Source organism: Shewanella sp. SM101, from assembly GCF_025654465.1.
In the GTDB taxonomy this organism is placed as follows: domain Bacteria; phylum Pseudomonadota; class Gammaproteobacteria; order Enterobacterales; family Shewanellaceae; genus Shewanella; species Shewanella oncorhynchi.
The window spans coordinates 1-19,362 of record NZ_JAKKRH010000049.1; the positions used below are offsets into that span (position 1 = coordinate 1).

The following is a 19,362-nucleotide window of genomic DNA, read 5'->3' on the forward strand; positions in this document are numbered from 1 at the left end:
GGGTGTGCCACCCTGGCGTTCTAGTTTTAACTGTCTCACCCATTTATCCATAGTGGACTTACCTACGTTCATCGCCTTTGCAGCTTCGATGATGCTATGGTTTTTATCGAGGACTAATTGGGCTGCTTCAAGTTTGAATTCAGCACTAAATGTTTTTCTGGTTGTCGATCTCATGTGTTCACCTAAAGTCATCTACGAGGTAATAATATCACCTCTATTTAGGTGGCCAAAATTAGTGTGCCACTACAGAGTTAGTGCTGGTTAGAATGTAAGTATAAAATCTGAGGCAATATTCATAGTACTTTTTTTAGACTTTTATGTGCTAAAAGCGATTTTATAGAAACTGTGTTTTATGAGTAAAGCACTACATTCACTTCAATATTGACGTAACCCCGTGTAAGCTAGTGTTATTCTGTTTGTTTATGTTATTGCAAGGGATGAGGAATTTTTAATGAAAAAAGTTGAAGCCATTATTAAGCCATTTAAGTTAGATGATGTGCGCGAATCACTTGCAGAAATTGGTATCACTGGGATGACGGTACTGGAGGTTAAGGGTTTTGGTCGTCAGAAAGGGCATACAGAGTTGTATCGTGGTGCCGAATATATGGTGGATTTTCTGCCAAAAGTAAAAATAGAGTTAGTGATCCAAGACGATCTGCTCGACCAAGCAATTGATGTCATTGTTGAAACGGCCCGCACAGGCAAAATTGGTGATGGTAAAATTTTTGTCACTGATGTTGAACGTGTTATCCGTATTCGAACGGGTGAAGAAAACGAAGAAGCGGTATAAACTGCTTACGAACGATTCTAAAGGGCCTAGTGGCCCTTTTTTGTTGCCTAAGCATATGGAAAAACTAAATAGTACTGCTGGGTTTCTGAAATATCTTTAATGGAAAATCGCCTGTTTTACTCAACTAATGTAGTTATCTCTTATCTGTAACATGGTATAACTTAGCCTCGCAAATGAGTTTTATGAGGTTGTCATTTTGGCTACAAAAAGAATAGTGATCGTGGGTGGTGGTGCTGCTGGTTTAGCGCTTGCATCGAAGTTGGGCCGTAAATGGGGCGGTAGTGATGTCGTCGATGTGTGCTTAATTGATAAAAGTCCTATTCATATATGGAAGCCTAAATTACACGAAGTCGCTGTTGGTGTGATAGATCAATCTATTGAAGGTTTACTCTATCGCGATCATGGACTTAAAAACGGTTATCGCTATATTCGTGGTGAGATAGAGCAGTGTGAGCCGGATGCTAAATCGATTCAGTTAGCCGCAGTCTATAATGATGAAGGCGAGTTGCTCTTAGAGCAGCGACAAATCGATTATGATTTTTTAGTGCTTGCATTGGGTGGAGTTTCTAATAGTTTCAATACATTAGGTGCTGATGAGCATTGTATTTTCTTAGACAGCCTTGAAAATGCCAATTTATTTCATCATAAATTACTCGACGCTTTACTTCAATTAAACGAAACGCAAGAAAGAGTCAGCATTGGTATTGTCGGTGCGGGTGCGACAGGGGTTGAATTGGCAGCAGAGCTTCATCATGTCATTGAGTCTGTTAAAGAGTACGGCTATCTGAATATCGCTAAGCATCATCTTGATGTGCATTTGATTGAAGCGTCCCCCAAAATCCTTCCTCAATTACCAGAGCGTGTAAGCGCTAGGGCTCAGGCTGTTCTTGATCAGATTGGTATACGTTTACATATCGGTGTTCAAGTTAAAGAAGTGACTCGTGATGGTTTCATTACCCAAGATGGCGATGTGATTAAAGCAGGCTTAAAAGTATGGGCTGCCGGTGTCAAAGGACCAAAAGCATTTCAGCATTTTGCAAAACTGCCCATTACTCCGCGAAATCAGGTAGAAGTTGATGATTGTATGCGAGTGAAAGGTCATCAAGATATCTACGCCCTTGGCGATTGCGCTCTATTGATCCAAAGTTCTGGCCAGCCTGTTCCACCAAGGGCGCAAGCAGCAGCTCAGATGGCTGATACCTTGTTTGATAATATCGTTAATCGATTACAAGGTAAGCCTGAAAAGGCCTTTATTTATAAAGATTACGGCTCATTAGTTTCTTTAAGCCGCTTCTCTGCGGTAGGCAATTTAATGGGGAACCTACGCTCTGGCACTTTCTTTGTTGAAGGCCATATAGCAAGATTGATGTATATCTCTTTGTATAAGAGGCATTTAGCCAGCCTTTATGGTTGGTTTTCGGCAATTGTGTATCGAGTGGCACAAAAGTTATTGAAGTGGCAGCGTCCGAAGCTCAAATTACATTGATTTCTATGTGATTTAGGAGATAGAAAGAGAGCATATATGCTCTCTTTTTTTATTGTTTAGGAATTGCCGACGAGTCACGAATGATAGGTTCAGGAGTAAAGGTTCTAGAATATATGGCATCTTGCTCGCGACGTTTTGCTATTAATAATTCAGTAGCAACCTGAGCTATTTCTGCGTTTGGCTGATGTACTGTGGTAAGTTTAGGCCAGGTTTGACGTGAGAATGGGCTATCTTCGAAACCGACAATTGATAAATCAACGGGTATGTCTAAACCCGCTAAACGAGCCGCAAAAAGTGCACCAGCGGCAATTTCATCGTTACAAGCAACAATCGCCGTCGGGCGATTTTTTAGTTTGATGAGCTTGTTAGCACCATCAACACCGGACTCAAATGAGTACTTCCCTTCAATTATGTAGTTTTCATTCAGCTTTAGGTTGTTTATTGTTAATGCCTGTTTAAAACCAAGTAATCGCTCTTTGGTGGATTCATGGTGTAAATCTCCGCTTAAAAAAGCGATATGCTTGTGACCTAAATCAATCAGATGCTGGGTGATTTGTACTGCACCGAATTTATCGTTGACTAAAATAGTCAACCCATTCTGATCGTTGTCCTTTTCTCCCGCAATAATGCGCACATAGTTAGCATCAATTTCAGTGAGTGCTTTGAGTACTTTAGGATCTTCTGACAAGGGCGGTGTCAGTACTAATCCAGCGAGCCTAGAATATTTGACTAGTGCTGTAAGCTCATCACATATGGTCTCTGATTTGGCATTGCAAGGGTGGATGACAAGTTCATAGCCCTTGTCTTTACAGGCTGACAAAATCCCATTTTGCATATCAATAATATAGTAAGCGTTTGGATTATCGTAAATAAAACCAATAGCATAGGATTTAGTTCCTGCTAGATTTCTTGCTGCTAAATTAGGTTGGTAGTTAAGTGCTTTTATCGCCTCGTTCACTTTGTCAACGGTGGCCTGCTTCACTGAAGGTTCGTTATTGGTTACACGGGATACTGTCTTGATAGACACTCCAGCATATTTAGCTACGTCGTTGATAGTGACTTTCATTGATGTAAAAACTCTTTGTCTAAGGTCGCGAGGGGTTTAACTGTTCTATGAACGTAAATTCTTTACCAGCAATTTACAAGCTTACATTTTTTATCAGTTTTTTCTGACTTATACATCTTATAGTGCGAGCTTTTGATGTGCTTAGCAATCCTGAATTGTTACAAATTGGCGTTAATTTATCATTGTTACAATTATGCTTGGAGTTGTAAATTTACGTCATAATATTAAAGCTCATGTTTTATAATGATTTTTAATAAAAATACTGATTCAACATTCTGCTTTATGACATTTTTTTACTTCCATCGTTATTTTGTTGTGGCAAGGCTGTTAATTATTGTGTAATGTTTGCACCAGACATGACAGCGTTGTCATTCCTCGGGGAATGGTTATGAATACTAAAACGATAATAAAGTTATGGAAGGGAAACGAGATGCGACCATCAACCTTTAAGAAAACTGTACTAGCTACAAATATTGCTATCCTACTCGGCAGTGCTGTATCCATTAGCGCTGTTGCTGCAGATGCCGTGGCAACCACCGCAGCACCTGAAAATATTGAAAAAATTGAAGTTCGCGGTATTCGCGCTTCCCAGCAAGCTAACTTAAATGCTAAACGCTTCTCAGACAGTACTGTGGATGCGATTACTGCTGAAGACATTGGTAAATTTCCGGATAAAAACGTTGCAGAATCTCTGCAACGTATTCCTGGTGTCACGATCCAGCGTCAATTTGGTGAAGGCGCGGGTGTTTCAATTCGTGGTGCGGGTCAAGATCTGACTTTGACGACTCTGAATGGACAAAACGTAGCTTCAACAGGTTGGTTTGTTCTTGAGCCAGCAAAACGTTCATTTAACTATGAATTATTACCATCTGAATTAGTTGGTAACTTAGAGGTCTATAAATCATCTCAAGCGGACTTAGCTGAAGGTGGTGTGGGTGGTACTGTTGTAGTTAATACCCGTAAGCCATTGGATATGGATTCAATGACTTTCTTTGCTTCTGCTGAAGCTCAATATCAAAGCGATTCGGGTGAAACAGATCCACAATTTTCAGGCTTAGGTAGCTGGAAGAATGATGATGAAACTTTTGGTGTATTAGTTTCTGGCGTTATGCAAAATCGTAGCTTGCAGCGTCAAGGCGATGAAGCGTTTTGGGAATGGGGTGCTGGCCCTGTCGCATTTGAACAAGAGCGCGAACGTTCAGCTATTGCTGCAACATTCCAGTATGCCCCGTCTGATTCATTAAACTTTGTGTTTAACGCGATGGACATGCAAATGGCCGCGGACAACACCAACTACGCATTATGGTTTACGCAAGCTGACACTTCATGGTCAGGAGCTCCTGGTTCTGGTGCTTGGGATAATACGGAATGGATAGGTGGCTGCGGTTTATGTGGTGGTGATAAGCCAGATGCATCGCAGTCAGGTTCTCAAGTTGCAGGCCCTGTTAACTTGGCATATTGGCAAGCTCGCCCTCGTGAAGCGACAATGAAGTCTCAAGTTTTCGACTTGAAGATGGAATATAGCGGTGATGGATACCAGTTTACGACTCAAATCGGTGATACAAGTTCTACTGGTGGTACCGATTTTGAAATGGTTGTTGAAGATGGTCTGGGTGGTACAGCATTAAATGGTGCGACTTATGACTTTACCAATGGTCATCAAACTTGGGATTTAAATGGTTTTGATACAGCCACTTATGATCCAGGTTCGCTTGCAATGGGTACTGGCAGTAACTTTAATAAAACACCAAAAACAGATGATGAAACTTATATTCAAGCAGATATTAAGTTTGATGTAGATCTAGGTGTGGTTAATGCCATTAAAACGGGTCTGAAATATGCGAAGCATAATACAACTAGTCGACGTTTTGACTTTGTACAAGCCGATGACTTTAATCCTGTCATATCAACAGCAGGCTTAAATACTGGTACTTTTGCTGTAGGTACGAGTGAATACGATATTATTCGTTTTGATCCAGATGCACTAAAAGATTGGGCTAAATCGAGCATCATCGGTGAGACTGAAGATTTTGGTTCATACCGTGAAATTGATGAAGATAACTATGCTGCTTATGTGATGGCTAACTTTGCATCAGAAGGTGTACGCGGTAACTTTGGTGTGCGTTATGCGGGTACTGAAGCGACCTCAACGTACTATGTTGATGGTAAGAAAGCCGATGCTTCAGCTAATTATGGGGAATGGTTACCAAGCTTAAACGTAGCATTCGACTTAGCACCTGATCTCATATTGCGCGCATCAGCGGCTCGAGTTATGGCTCGTCCACAGTATGATGACATGTATGTTAACCCTAATGTTTTAGGTGCAAATGATGATGTGCCTAATAACCAAAAATGGGTTGTTGGTAATATCGGGTTAAAACCATTTATTGCTAATCAAATAGACTTAGGCATTGAATGGTATTTCAATGAAGAGTCATTACTTTCTGCGGCTTTGTTTATGAAGGATGTTAAAAACTTCGTGACCTTTAGTGAGTACCATGCAGATAGCGCCGATATCCCATTTACTGGCACGTTAAAACCTGATGAAGTTGCTGGTGGTTGGACTGTGCAAGAGAAAGCCAATGGCGAATCGGCGACAATCCAAGGTTTAGAGCTGCAATATCAACAAGACTTTGGGAACGGCTTCGGCTCAATTGTTAACTACACTTATACTGATAGTGAAACTAGCCCAAATACATATACAGATCGCAACCCGTTCTTAAGCGATAGTTCAAAGCACTCATATAACTTAACTGGTTATTTTGAAAACGATTTGTTCCAAGTTCGTTTAGCATATAACTGGCGTAGTGAATATATGATCCGTGAAACTGGTTCATACGGTAATCGTTTACACGATGCATTTGGTAGCTTGGACTTGAGTGCAATTTGGCATGTTACTGATTATATGGATATTAAACTTGATGGTAATAACCTGTTAGAAGAAGGTTCACGTCAGTTTGGTAACAATCAGTTCCAATCTAATCTAAGTGGTTTTACGGATGGCTTCCCTGTATTTGAATACAACATGGCCCGCCGAATTACATTAGGCGCTAGCGTACGATTCTAATCTCGATTTAACTCATGTATAAATGAAAAAGGGAGCTTGCTCCCTTTTTTATATCTCAATAATATTCAATCAGAAGAAGCCCTCAAGGAGCTCATATGACTAATTCAATCACCCCACTTGACTCAGCAAAACATGCGCACCTGAAAGTGACTCCTACCACTTATGAACATGTTGCTGCGCAACACTTACTACCCATTTCAATTTATGAGTTTGCCTTTGCTGCTGTAGATGCTCCTGTTGTTTTTGTTAAAAATAGTGAAACAGGAGAATATCAGTCCGTAATTATGCTTGGATTAAAACCTGGACAGAATTTGAAGCAAAAAGATGGCAAATGGTTAGGGCTGTATATTCCAAATATACTTAAAAACTATCCGTTTGGTTTAATGTTGAGTGCTGAACAGCAGGATAAAGTATGGGTGGGGATACGAGAAGAAAGCGCTCATGTGAGCACTGATAAGGGAAATGCATTGTTTGAAGGTGGAGAGGAAACTGCGTTTTTAAGATTGCGTAAAGACAGTATTATAAAAAACTTCGAACAAGAGCAAATGAGTAAGGCAATTATTGCATTTTTTGCTCAAAAAGAATTATTTTCTCCCCAAAGTCTTACCGTTGACATCAAAGGCGAAAAACGCGGCGTAAATGGTATCTATTTCATCGATGAAGCTAAGTTAAATCAACTCAGCTCAGATGAGTTCTTAGATATCAAGCAACGAGGCCTTTTAGCTCCAATTTACAGCCATTTGAACTCATTACATCAAATTAATCGCCTAGCGAAAGAAGAAATCGAGTTGAGCGTTTAAGTAATCAGCAGGCATAGGTCATGACTTCAATAAAAAATATAAAGAGTGTCGTCATTGTTGGTGGTGGAACTGCAGGTTGGATTTCTGCCTGTCATTTAGCTAAAAAGTTGAATGCTAGAACACCTAAAATACAAGTTATGTTAGTTGAGTCCCCGAACATTCCTACTATAGGCGTTGGTGAAGGGACAGTGCCTATGTTACGCGAAACATTAAAATATTTTGGTATTCGAGAAGATGAGTTTATTCGTTGCTGTGATGTAACATTTAAGCAGAGTGTTAAATTCATTGATTGGAATAAACCCAATTCAGGGGAGTACTATCACCATTTATTTGATTATCCCTACTTTAAAGATTTCACTTCAACTTGGCTCAATAAATCTCTTTCAGATAGAGGCCGCTACGCTGATCTTGTGTCAGTTCAAGGTCATTTGATTGATGCGGGATTTGGTCCTAAAGCGATGACACAGCCTCAATATCGAGGGGCTATGCATTACGCGTATCATCTCGATGCAGCAAAGTTTACCAATATGTTGACCAAATTTGGTGTTGAACAGTTAGGCGTTAAACATCTGCTTGCAGAAGTTATTGATACAAAAATAGACGCTCAGGGAAATATCTTAGAGTTACATACTGATAACGCTGGTATATTGGCTGCGAACTTGTATGTTGATTGTACTGGATTTAGTGCTCAACTCATTGGCAGCGCATGTAACGTTCCCTTCGTTGATAAGAGTGACATTTTGTTTGTCGACTCAGCATTAGTTGTGCAGCTTCCTTATGAAGATAAATATACGCCTATCCCTTGTTTCACTAAATCAACAGCACAAGAGGCTGGCTGGATATGGGATATCGGTTTGTCTGAACGTCGTGGTGTTGGTTATGTGTATTCCAGTCAATATTCATCAATAGAGCAAGCTGAGAGTGTATTGCGGGAATATCTTGGTAAAGCAGCAGAACACATCTCGTTTCGACACATACCGATGAAGGTGGGGTATAGAGAGAAATCGTGGCAAGGTAACTGTGTGGCGATTGGTTTGTCGAGTGGTTTTGTTGAACCTCTAGAAGCGACTGGTCTGCTTATGTTTGATGCGACAGCCAGAATGTTAGCCGAATGTTTTCCTGCTAATACTGACGTTATGCCACTTGTGGCTAATCGTTATAATCAGCGCGTATCGAATGCTTGGAATCGGGTGATTGATTTTATTAAACTTCATTATGTCATAGCTAAACGAATGGATACGCCATTTTGGGTTGATAATAAAAATGAAATAAGTATTCCAGACACATTAAAAGAACATTTAGAATTGTGGCGCTATCACATACCGACTGCCTATGACTTTACTTCTACGCTAGAATTTTTCAATTTAGAAAATTATTTATATGTACTCTATGGCTCAGACTTTGAGTCAAAATTAGAGAGGAAATTAAATGATGAAGAGGAAAGGCTTTTCACGGTAATGACCGAGAAATTAGGCAAGCAGGTTACATTACTCAAATCGCAATTATTACCCCATAGAGAGTTAATTGAACGTATTAAGTTGTATGGTATCCAACTTAATTAATGGTTGAATTAAATGGTAAGTAGAGCAAGATTTTTAATCTTGCTCTTTATGATTTTAAATATTTTTAATTTTCGCTAAGAATTCTTGATGTGATAAAGATTGCTCTTTTGCTCTAAACTGTTGTGTTTTTAAGTTGTCGAGTATTCTTGATATTTCATTTTTTGGACAAGGTATATGGATTTCAGGAATATGCTGCATACCATAAAGTACGTAGCGATAATTCTCATCTGTAAAAACTGAACTATATCCATTAGCAAGATCGACATACTCACAAACTTTGTCTTTCCATAGTGTCATTTTTTGTTCTAGAGCAGGGATGAATACTGAGCTTTGTGCTGCTTTTTGCCAGAATTCATTATCATCTCTATCAGTTAAACAGTAATGAAGTACGATAAATTGTCTAAGATCGGTATACAATCCGTTCATTGCGATATTATATGACGTCCTTATCGCTTGGGAGGGATTAGATGAAGTTAAATGCGTCGCTAGCAATCTTGCTCCTAAGTTTATAAGATGCAAGCCTGTCGATTCTAAGGGTTCAATAAATCCACCTGCGAGCCCCATTGCAATACAATTTCCAACCCAAAATTCACGTCTACAACCTATCTTCATATCTAAGTGAACAGTTCTTATGATCTCTTGTTCATCGCCAAGATAAGCTTCTAATTCAGCCTCAGCTTGCTCCCTCGTTAGACTACGTCCATCGTAGACATAACCCGTTCCTTGACGATTCGTTAGGTCAATTTCCCAAGCCCAACCATGACTAAGCGCTGTTGCTGTCGTATAGGCTCTTGGTAGCTGGTGAGGCAGATATTCCCGCTGCATTGCAACGGCTTTATTGCAAGGTAATTCGGTTTCGAATGATTGCCAGTTATCATTCTTTAGGCTTTGAATTAAAAGCCCTTTAAAGCCTGTACAGTCTATAAATATGTCACTCTTGAATGAGCCTTGATCAGTTACAACCTCTATGATGTTGCCATCATTAACCAGAACGTCCGTTACATTTGCTTCAACATGATCTACCCCTGCTTGGGTGGCTTTGCGCTTTAAAAAGGCCGCCATAAGTGTCGCGTCTAAGTGGTAACCATAGGGGACAATACCTTGATATTGATTCAAGTATTGCGTTTTAGGACTTAAGTTATTTTGCATTAAGCTAAATGAAAGACTTGTTGCTTCAGCAAAGGGAGTGATGTTTGATTCATTAATCTGATTATTTAAAATCCAAGCACTTGCATTATCAATTTTCCCAGATGGTTTTTGTTGCTCAAATGGATGGAAATATTCATGCATTTTACCATCGACTGGTTTCATCCAGTTACGAAATAATATGCCAGTCTTTAATGTTGCGTTTGTTTCTCTAAGTAGTTCATTTTCATCTAATCCCATAGCTGCAAAGAAGAATCGTAGACTATGAACGGTAGCTTCACCAACGCCAATAATACCAATTTCTTTACTTTCGATAAGTCTAATATCAATGATATTAGACGAATGGTTATATAACTTACTCAAGTAGAGAGCCGTCATCCAGCCTGTGCTACCGCCACCGACAATCGTGATACTTTTTAGCGGAGAATTATTCATCTTAATGTTTCCTATTAACTCGCCAACATGACGCTACCCGTCAAAATGATCCAAATGGAGAAAAAGAGTTTTAATACTTTTACTGGGAGAAAGAGTGCTAATTTACGAGCGAGTAATCCTCCGATAATGGCGCCAGGGCCTGCGAATAAAACTAGCTCAAAGAGGGCATGGCTATTTGTTGAAAAAATATGGATAGGGCTTGCCGACCAGACTGTAATCGCAGAAACAACAACGCCAGTGGCGACCGCCATTTTGGCGCATAGTCCCCTTATCATGAGATAAATGACGACTAATTCGCCGACGCCTACCGATAACCAAGCTGTGATAATACCGCCGAAATAGCCAATGAGAGCGAGCCAAAGAAAATCGACCGGCATTATAGAGTGAGTGATTTGTGTGCTTTTTTTGCTACTGATAATGATGGCGATACCAAGCACTATCGAGAAAATGCTAAAGCTGGTGTGTAGCGAAGAGGGCGAATTGAGTTGTAGTAATTGGCTACTCCAGAAACCTAAGATAGAAAAGAAGGCTGCAAGTAATGATGCTTTTACAAAACCAGACCATGCATCATCTTCTCGATGGTGCTTTTTATAATGCAGTGACCATGAAATCGCGCCTGCTGTCATGCCAAAGCATTGGATCATAAATGAAGTCGAGACACTTTGAGACTCATTAAAGTTGAGGCTCGAAAATACCGGAATAAAGATGACGCCACCGCCAGCTCCCGTCGAGTTTGCAAATATCGCTCCTGTGATGCCTAGAAAAACGAAGCGTCCATATTCTTGGATAAGATCAAATAGCGAATGAAAATGGTTCGCCCAAAATAACCAAGCTCCACAGAGTAGTAATACCAAACTGAGGTTTAGGTAATACCGATTTAAGCGCGGAGCAGACTGGGTATTATTGCGCACAAGTGTGTTAATGGGATTCATCAATAGCTACCGTGATCTTTGTCATGTTATCGCTATGTTACCAATGAAAGACAGCGTTGTCACATAAGCTTGAATAAATAAAATAAACATTTTAAATATTTGAATAATTTGCATTAATTATGTCTATTCATAAAAAATAACAATAATTGTCAAAAAAATGTAGAAATCCTGTTCTTTCTTGTGTACTTTAATAATGACAACGCTGTCATCTGCTTGTGTGACGCGTTGTTTGTAAGGTCTGCATGAGAGGATGAGGTCTCCTTATCATGTGTTTGGCAGGAGTATTGCTGTCGGGCGGCGATACGTTTGTCTTTGATATTTTGATAGTCTCTCCCCAGAAACTAGCGTGGGCTGGGTACTGTAAGCAGTGCCCAGCCATTTTTTTAGGATGTTTTTACAATATTACTCAATTGCCTACCTCAGCACTTGAACGTTAGCGGCATAGATAAAAAAACTCACTGGTATAAACCAGATAATAAAAGAGGCTGCAATTTATGGCGATTCATTTAACGGTTGCGATGCGTGTCATTGCAATTTGCATGACGAGTGTCATTGCCCATGTCACCGCACGCATCATGACAAGAAGAACGGCTTGCATACCCCTGTTTATAATGGCATTAGTGTTTTTTTCGGCATTTTCCTCTTTTGCTGTATTTGCTACCGACACAGCTATAAACCATTTAGCTTCAAATTCTGATGTGTCTAAATCGTCTGCACAGGTTTCAAAAACAATCACCACCGCGATACAGCAGGAATGGTTGCTAAAGTTACTTGATGAAGCACTGCGGCGCTCGGATTCGGGTTATCAAGTGCAAGAAATGTCGACTCAAATGAATCAAAAGCGCAAGGTCGAAGAAGCACTCGCTGGGACTGTCGACGTGTTTTGGAGCATGACCTCAAAAGAATTGGAAGAAACTGTGCTTCCCGTACGCATTCCATTGTTTAAAGGGTTACTCGGTAATCGGCTGCTGATTATCCGTAAATCGGATGAGGCACGATTTGCTAATGTGAAAACCATGGCGGATTTTAGGCAGTTAAAGGCGGGGCAAAATCGTTATTGGCCCGATGCTAAGATTTTAGAAGCCAATGGGTTACCCGTCGTCACTAGCTATCAGTACACCAATTTATATCCCATGTTAGAAGGCGGGCGTTTCGATTATCTTGCCCTCGGCGCTCAGGAAATTGGCGAAGAACTCGCAAATCACGCCGATCCTGCACTTAAGGTCGATAGCCATATCCTACTGCAATATCGTTCGCCAGCTTATTTCTTTGTTTCCCCTAAGCGCCCCGAACTTGCTGCGGCCATTTTAGCAGGGCTTGAAAGTATGGTAAGCGACGGCTCTTTTGATGAGATGTTTAATCGCGAGCTTAAAATTGAGCAACTGTACCGTGAGGCTAAGTTTGAACAACGGGTGATTATCCGTCTTGATACACCTGATTTAAGTCCATTAACACCAATAGAACGCACAGAATTATGGTTAGATCTTTTTAGTATGCAAGGTGCAAAATAATGAAAACATTAGCCTTAAAAGTACAGATTGGATTAGCGGCAGCAATTTTTATGATTGTTAGCGTTCTGTTCGGTGCATCATACTGGTTGGCGAGCGATAAATTGGCTGCCAGTGAAACTGAGTTTGAAGAAAATACCGTCGCCAATTTACAAGTGACCATGGCGCAGCCCATCTTCACCTACGACTATGAGCAGATCCGTGCAGTGCTATCTGTGATGCTTAAATCTGCGCAAATTTATCATATTGTCGTGAGTGACCATCGCGGTAAAGTATTAGCCGAGAGTCAACAGGCTCAAACAGTGGCCGATGAGTATCTAGTGAAACGTGAAATTCAATTTGCTGATCAAGGTAACCCAACGGGCCAATTGGCTATTCAGTTTTCTATGTTGCCTATTCGCGCTCAGTTGTCAGATTTACTCTTAGGTTATTTCTTGCAGGCGTTGTTAATTCTCGGTGGCAGTTTAATTGTTATCTTCATTATTCTTAAACGTTTAGTGATTAATCCACTTGGGAATGTGGTCCGTGCTATGGAAGAAATTGCCAGCGGTGACGGTGATTTATGCCACAGATTACCCGTCGAGAGTCAGGATGAGATTGGCCAGCTCGCTAAGGCATTTAATGGTTTTGTAGAGCAAATTCACGGCACGATTTCCAGAGTGCACGAAACCTCAGGGCAATTACTGGGCGATGCCAAAGCGCTTGGTTCACTGTCGCAAACCAACAATGATCGCGTGCAAACCCAATTAAAAGAAACCGAGGCGGCTGTGACGGCTGTAACTCAGCTGAGCGCCAGTGCCAATGAAGTCGCCATAAATGCTAAACGCACCGCGGATGCGGCGAGTCAGGCCGATAAAGCGGTCGATGACAGCCAGCGGCAGTTCGATTCGGGATTAGATATTACTCGTAAACTGGCATCTGAATTAGCCCGCTCGGCACTGTCTGTTTCACAGTTACAGCAAGAAACGCAAAAGATTGATGAAGTCGTTGTAGTCATCAACAGTATTGCTGAACAGACCAACTTACTGGCGCTTAATGCTGCGATTGAGGCGGCGAGGGCGGGTGAACAAGGGCGCGGTTTTGCTGTGGTTGCCGACGAAGTGCGTACGCTGGCGAGCCGAACCCAACAGGCAACTGGTGAGATCCAGAAGATGATCCAGCAGGTCCAGAGCCGAGTGGCCGAAACGGTCACTGTGATGCAAGCGAGCCAAGCCCTCTCAACTCAGGGCGTTAACCGCTCAGAAGAAATTAAGTTAGTACTCACTAAAGTGACTGATTTAGTCTCAAATATCAGTAATATGAACATCGAAGTTTCCCATGCGGCGCAGGAGCAAACCTGCGTCACCGAAGCGATTTCTCGTACGTTAAATGATCTTGCCAATGTCTCAGGTTCAGCCTCACTCGATAGCGAGCACTTAGCGCACTCGAGCGAGCGACTGTTTCACCAAGGGGAAAGACTGCGGACGTTAGTAACTTCCTTCAGATTGTAGCCATTTCTGGAGCTAGATAAGGATAATCATGAATAAAACACTTTCAGCAAGCGCCATTTTACTGGCTTTAGGATTAGCGGCTTGTTCCGAGGCGCCTGTGACGCCTTCCGCAGCGTCAGCCGATAAGGCTGTAGCTCAAACACAGCAAGCTCAGGACGCATTAACTCAAGCGCAGTTACAACAACTCGGGGATTCGTTAGTCGTAACTTATCGTGTTGTGACCAATGTGCCAGACGATAAGTGCTTAAAAGATAAAGCCGATGGTCGCTGTTTTGTCGCTCAAATTGATTTCGTGCCCGGTATGGATTTAGCCAGCCAAGATTGGGAAATTTATTTAAGCCAAATGCGCCCAGTGCAATCGGTTGAAAGCGGTGAATTGACGATAACGCACGTTAAAGGCGATTTACATCGTATTACGCCAACGGCTGCTTTTAAGGGATTTGTTAAAGGCGAGAAAAAGCAACTGACGTTCCGTGGTGAGCCGTGGCAATTGGCTGAAACCGACGCTATGCCAAACTATTACCTCGCAGCAAAAGGATTAGAGCCCGTCATTATCGCCAGCACTCAAGTGGGTAAAGATGCCGAAACGGGTTTAGAGACGCGTCCGTATGTTGAAGGGGTTACGAATTTTAAAACCCAATATCAACGCACTGAAACGGATAAACTCGCGCCAGCCGATGCCGCGCAATTATTTAAAGCCAATCGAAGCGTGAGTGACGATGCCGCCTTGGCTGTGGATACCATTATCCCAACGCCACAAAAGGTGAAGATCCATTCAACCGATACACCAGTATCCCTTGCTGGTGGTATTAAGCTCGAATATCAGCATGATAACCCAGAGCAAAAGCGTCAAGTTGCGGCGGCGGTGGTACGTTTAGCTCGCCTAGGTGTGGCTGAATCTGCGAGTGGCATTACGGTGAAATTTGCCAGCCAAAAAGGGGATGAGGGCAGTTATCGCTTAGATATTCAGCCAACTGAAATTGTGATTGCTGCCAATGATGCGGCGGGCTTCTCTTACGGTTTGTCATCATTAGCAAGCCTTGTGGATGTGAATTCGCTGAAAGTGAATGCGATGACCATTGAAGACAGCCCACGTTATCCGTTTCGTGGTATGCACATTGATGTGGCACGTAATTTCCACAGCAAACAATTGTTGCTGGATTTGCTCGACCAGATGGCGGCTTATAAGCTCAATAAACTGCATTTACACATGGCTGACGATGAAGGTTGGCGACTCGAAATCGACGGGCTACCTGAGTTGACTGACATAGGCAGTAAACGTTGCCATGATTTAGATGAAAATACCTGCCTATTACCGCAGTTAGGCAGTGGGCCGTTTGGCGATACAAGCGTCAATGGTTATTACACCAACCAAGATTATATCGACATAGTGAAATATGCCGAGGCGCGTCAAATTCAAGTGATCCCATCAATGGATATGCCGGGTCATAGCCGCGCCGCGATTAAAGCGATGGATGCGCGTTTTCGTCGATTACAGGCTGAAGACGTAGAGCTTAAAAACACGGGCAAAGTGCAAGTTGTCCCTGTCCAGGAAACGGCAAATCAAGCTAGCACAGCGGTAAAAGCTTTAGATGCGGGCGCTCGTCAATTGCAAGCTGAAGGGAAAACCACTGCAGCTGAGCAATATTTGTTATCCGATGCAAATGACAAGACAGTTTATTCTTCAGTGCAATATTACGACGACAACACGCTTAACGTGTGTATGGAGTCGACTTATCATTTTGTCGATAAAGTGATTGATGAAATTGCCAAGTTACACCAAGCCGCGGGTCAACCATTGACGCGTTACCACATTGGTGCCGATGAAACGGCGGGAGCGTGGAAACAATCTCCGCAGTGTTTAGCATTTGTCGCCAATAACGATAAAGGCGTTAAGTCGATAGATGACTTAGGCGCTTATTTTATTGAACGAATTTCGACTATGTTAGCGGCAAAAGGCATTGAAGCAGCAGGATGGAGCGATGGTATGAGCCATGTTCGTCCTGAGAATATGCCCGCTAAGGTGCAGTCTAATATTTGGGATGTGATTGCCCACAAAGGTCATTCGCGCGCCAATCAGCAGGCGAATCTCGGCTGGGAAACGGTGCTCTCTAATCCTGAGGTGTTGTACTTTGACTTCCCCTATGAGGCCGATCCTAAAGAGCATGGTTATTACTGGGCGAGCCGCGCGACCAATAGCCATAAAGTCTTTAGCTTTATGCCTGATAATTTAGCCTCTAACGCCGAGCAATGGACCGATATTGAAAATCAGCCATTCGAAGCGGATGACAGAATAAAATTTGATGAGGCGGGTAACAAAGTCTCGGGTCCAAGGGAGAAAGGCAAACCTTTTACTGGCTTGCAAGGGCAGGTTTGGAGTGAGTCGATTCGCAGTGACGATACGATTGAATACATGGTGTTTCCGCGTTTGTTGATGCTGGCCGAGCGTGCTTGGCATCAAGCCGCGTGGGAAGTGCCTTATCAGTATCAAGGCGCAGTGTATAACCAAAGCTCTGGGGCTTTTACCTTAGCCATGCGTGATGCACAGGCAAAGGAGTGGCAACAACTTGCGAATACCTTGGGCCACAAAGAGTTTATCAAGCTAGATAAAGCGGGGATTGATTATCGCGTACCGACGGTCGGCGCCGAGATCCGTGACGGTAAACTGTTTGCTAATATCGCCTATCCCGGGCTTAAACTCGAATACCGAAGCCTCAATGGCCAATGGCAAGCTTATCAAGCGGGATTGGCGGTTACTGCACCGATTGAGATCCGCGCCATAGCTGCCGATGGTATTCGTAAAGGCCGAAGTTTAATCGTTAACTAAATCGTTTTTATATCTGGCTGTATTTTAAAGATAAAGTACAGCCTTTTTGTTTTTCTATGTCAGTGATTTCCGATATTTTATTTTAGATGAAGAATTGCCTTAAAAAGTAAATGACAACGCTGTCATTTTTGCTGTAACATTGAGTTAACTAAAGTTGAGCTCTGTATTAACGGCAAATAATAAGCAACGGTAGCGCTGCATTGATAGGTGAAGAGGGGTGTCATGGGGTTAGTCCAGACAAAAGATCAACCACTGTTTATAGGTGTAGATGGAGGTGGTAGTAAATGCCGAGCCACCATCTACTGCGCAGACGGTACCGTTTTAGGGACAGGTGTTGCAGGACGCGCAAATCCACTGCATGGTCTCACACAAACATTTGAATCCATTGAAGCATCGACTCGCCTGGCGTTGCTGGATGCGGGCATGAACGAGAGCGATAGTCACTTGCTGGTGGCGGGTCTTGGTCTTGCTGGCGTAAATGTCCCTAGGTTATATCAAGATGTTATCAACTGGCAGCATCCTTTTGCGGCCATGTATGTCACCACAGATCTGCATACGGCTTGTATTGGTGCCCACCGCGGTGCCGATGGCGCTGTGATCATTACGGGTACTGGCTCTTGCGGTTATGCCCATGTTGGTGATACCAGCTTGAGTATTGGTGGTTATGGTTTTGCCTTGGGCGATAAGGGCAGCGGTGCTTGGCTTGGATTAAAAGCTGCGGAACACGTGCTGTTAGCACTCGATGGCTTTGCCGTACCAACTCGATTAACCGATATGCTGCTGAGCTACTTTAACGTCACCGATGCGCTCGGCATTGTCGAAAATCTAGCGGGTAAATCATCAAGTTGCTACGCCGCATTAGCCAGAAGCGTACTCGATTGTGCCAATGAAGGTGACGCGGTAGCGACTGCTATCGTACAAGAAGGTGCTGATTATATTAGCGACATGGCGCGTAAGTTATTTAGCTTAAATCCGGTGCGTTTTTCTATGATCGGTGGCCTTGCAGAGCCTTTACAAGCCTGGCTCGGTGCCGATGTGGTCGCTAAGATTTCAGAAACCTTAGCACCACCCGAACTCGGTGCTATGTATTTCGCCCAGCAAGAATTTAATAAGTCGTTGTCAGTGCACATAGGCACTGAAGCCAAATCCTGTATTTGAACGTGAAGGTAAAAGACATGACAAACACTATTATGGAACAAGAAGCACGCACTGCACCGCAAAAAATTGCGGGTCAATTAGAAGCTAACGCTGACATCATGCAGCAGTTAGGTGAGAAACTGCGCGCCTTCGCCCCTCGTTTTGTGATGATAGTAGGTCGCGGCTCATCGGATCATGCGGGAGTGTTCGCTAAATACTTATTTGAAATTGAAGCGGGTGTACCGACCTTCGCCGCCGCACCTTCAGTGGCGAGTGTGTATGGTAAGACCTTGAAACTCGAAGGCGCATTAGTGATTGTGATTTCACAATCTGGCCGTAGCCCTGATATTTTGGCGCAGGCGCGTATGGCAAAAAATGCCGGTGCTTTCTGTGTTGCCTTAGTGAATGATGAAAGTGCACCGATTAAAGATATTGTCGATGTCGTTGTGCCTTTACGTGCAGGTGAAGAAAAAGCCGTTGCCGCGACTAAGAGTTACCTCGCGACCTTGTCGGCTATTTTACAACTCGCCGCCGCTTGGACTCAAAGCGAATCGCTTGCTAGCGCCGTCGCTTCTTTACCCCAAGCGCTGCAAACGGCGGTGGACGCTGAGCCACAACTCACGCCAGAATCCGTTGCCGACGTGAAGAACTTGGTCGTACTTGGCCGTGGTTTAGGTTATGCGGTATCTAAGGAAATCGCGCTTAAGTTAAAAGAAGTGTGTTCAATCCATGCTGAAGCATTCAGTAGCGCCGAGTTCCTCCACGGTCCTGTGACCTTAGTTGAGAAAAAACTCACTATCGTCGATGTGTGTATTGGCGATGAATCTTACGCTAGCCATATTGAACAAATTGAAAACGTGAGCCAACGCGGCGCCGATTTAGTGCATCTGAATCAAACCTCGACGGACATTCACCCTCGTGTTGCTCCGTTAGCGTTATTACAACGATTCTATATCGATGTGGCTGCGGTTGCGATTGCCCGCGGTATTGATCCCGATCAACCTGCTGGCCTTAAAAAAGTGACCCAAACGCTCTAAGTTGCCTAGCTTTAAGCGGCAAAGTGTAAGAGGTCTAGGTAGGCTGCACGATTAAACATCTGCAGCTAAGCCACGCGGT

The 19,362-nt window shown here is 42.9% G+C and carries 14 protein-coding genes; 10 read left to right on the forward strand and 4 right to left on the reverse strand.

Annotated features, from left to right (window positions below):
- A partial coding sequence (locus tag L5M38_RS20080; RefSeq protein WP_263148818.1) for a transposase occupies positions 1 to 174 on the reverse strand: 174 nt, incomplete at its 3' end.
- A gap of 277 nt (positions 175 to 451) precedes the next feature.
- Between L5M38_RS20080 and glnB the strand changes: the two genes are divergently transcribed.
- A complete protein-coding gene (gene glnB / locus L5M38_RS20085; protein ID WP_028760911.1) occupies positions 452 to 790 on the forward strand; it encodes a nitrogen regulatory protein P-II in 339 nt (112 codons plus the stop codon).
- Between the two features lie 196 nt (positions 791 to 986).
- Positions 987 to 2,276 carry an NAD(P)/FAD-dependent oxidoreductase gene (locus L5M38_RS20090; RefSeq protein WP_263180134.1) on the forward strand — a complete coding sequence of 430 codons (1,290 nt, stop codon included), beginning with the start codon at positions 987 to 989 and terminating at the stop codon, positions 2,274 to 2,276.
- A 49-nt stretch (positions 2,277 to 2,325) separates the two neighbouring features.
- Here the strand turns inward: L5M38_RS20090 and L5M38_RS20095 are convergent, their stop codons facing one another.
- Positions 2,326 to 3,342, reverse strand: coding sequence for a LacI family DNA-binding transcriptional regulator (locus L5M38_RS20095; RefSeq protein ID WP_131525952.1), 1,017 nt, complete (start codon positions 3,340 to 3,342; stop codon positions 2,326 to 2,328).
- Between the two features lie 388 nt (positions 3,343 to 3,730).
- Here L5M38_RS20095 and L5M38_RS20100 point away from each other — a divergent pair, with 388 nt between their 5' ends.
- The 3 genes from L5M38_RS20100 (at position 3,731) to L5M38_RS20110 (ending at position 8,771) form a co-directional block, all read left to right on the forward strand.
- A complete protein-coding gene (locus tag L5M38_RS20100; RefSeq protein WP_131525953.1) occupies positions 3,731 to 6,409 on the forward strand; it encodes a TonB-dependent receptor in 2,679 nt (892 codons plus the stop codon).
- Between the two features lie 95 nt (positions 6,410 to 6,504).
- Positions 6,505 to 7,209, forward strand: coding sequence for a SapC family protein (locus L5M38_RS20105; RefSeq protein WP_263180135.1), 705 nt, complete (start codon positions 6,505 to 6,507; stop codon positions 7,207 to 7,209).
- A 20-nt stretch (positions 7,210 to 7,229) separates the two neighbouring features.
- Complete coding sequence (locus L5M38_RS20110; RefSeq protein ID WP_263180136.1) at positions 7,230 to 8,771, forward strand: tryptophan halogenase family protein; 1,542 nt, start codon at positions 7,230 to 7,232, stop codon at positions 8,769 to 8,771.
- Between the two features lie 54 nt (positions 8,772 to 8,825).
- Here the strand turns inward: L5M38_RS20110 and L5M38_RS20115 are convergent, their stop codons facing one another.
- Positions 8,826 to 10,352 carry a tryptophan halogenase family protein gene (locus tag L5M38_RS20115; RefSeq protein WP_263180137.1) on the reverse strand — a complete coding sequence of 509 codons (1,527 nt, stop codon included), beginning with the start codon at positions 10,350 to 10,352 and terminating at the stop codon, positions 8,826 to 8,828.
- A gap of 14 nt (positions 10,353 to 10,366) precedes the next feature.
- A complete protein-coding gene (locus L5M38_RS20120) occupies positions 10,367 to 11,284 on the reverse strand; it encodes a sulfite exporter TauE/SafE family protein (protein WP_263180138.1) in 918 nt (305 codons plus the stop codon).
- 494 nt (positions 11,285 to 11,778) lie between these two features.
- Between L5M38_RS20120 and L5M38_RS20125 the strand changes: the two genes are divergently transcribed.
- From L5M38_RS20125 to nagB-II, 5 genes are all read left to right on the forward strand, one after another.
- Positions 11,779 to 12,795: a substrate-binding periplasmic protein gene (locus L5M38_RS20125; RefSeq protein ID WP_263180139.1), complete on the forward strand. Its 1,017-nt coding sequence runs from the start codon at positions 11,779 to 11,781 to the stop codon at positions 12,793 to 12,795.
- Positions 12,795 to 14,282 (forward strand): methyl-accepting chemotaxis protein, encoded by a 1,488-nt coding sequence (locus tag L5M38_RS20130; RefSeq protein ID WP_263180140.1) that lies wholly within the window; start codon positions 12,795 to 12,797, stop codon positions 14,280 to 14,282. Before L5M38_RS20125 ends, L5M38_RS20130 begins: the two co-directional genes overlap by 1 nt.
- Before the next feature lie 28 nt (positions 14,283 to 14,310).
- Positions 14,311 to 17,109 (forward strand): family 20 glycosylhydrolase, encoded by a 2,799-nt coding sequence (locus tag L5M38_RS20135; RefSeq protein ID WP_263180141.1) that lies wholly within the window; start codon positions 14,311 to 14,313, stop codon positions 17,107 to 17,109.
- A 222-nt stretch (positions 17,110 to 17,331) separates the two neighbouring features.
- Positions 17,332 to 18,267 carry an N-acetylglucosamine kinase gene (gene nagK, locus L5M38_RS20140; protein ID WP_173496293.1) on the forward strand — a complete coding sequence of 312 codons (936 nt, stop codon included), beginning with the start codon at positions 17,332 to 17,334 and terminating at the stop codon, positions 18,265 to 18,267.
- A gap of 17 nt (positions 18,268 to 18,284) precedes the next feature.
- The gene (gene nagB-II / locus L5M38_RS20145; protein ID WP_028760900.1) at positions 18,285 to 19,283 is read left to right on the forward strand and encodes a glucosamine-6-phosphate deaminase NagB-II; all 999 of its coding nucleotides are present in this window, start codon (positions 18,285 to 18,287) and stop codon (positions 19,281 to 19,283) included.
- The last annotated feature ends 79 nt before the right edge of the window (positions 19,284 to 19,362 follow it).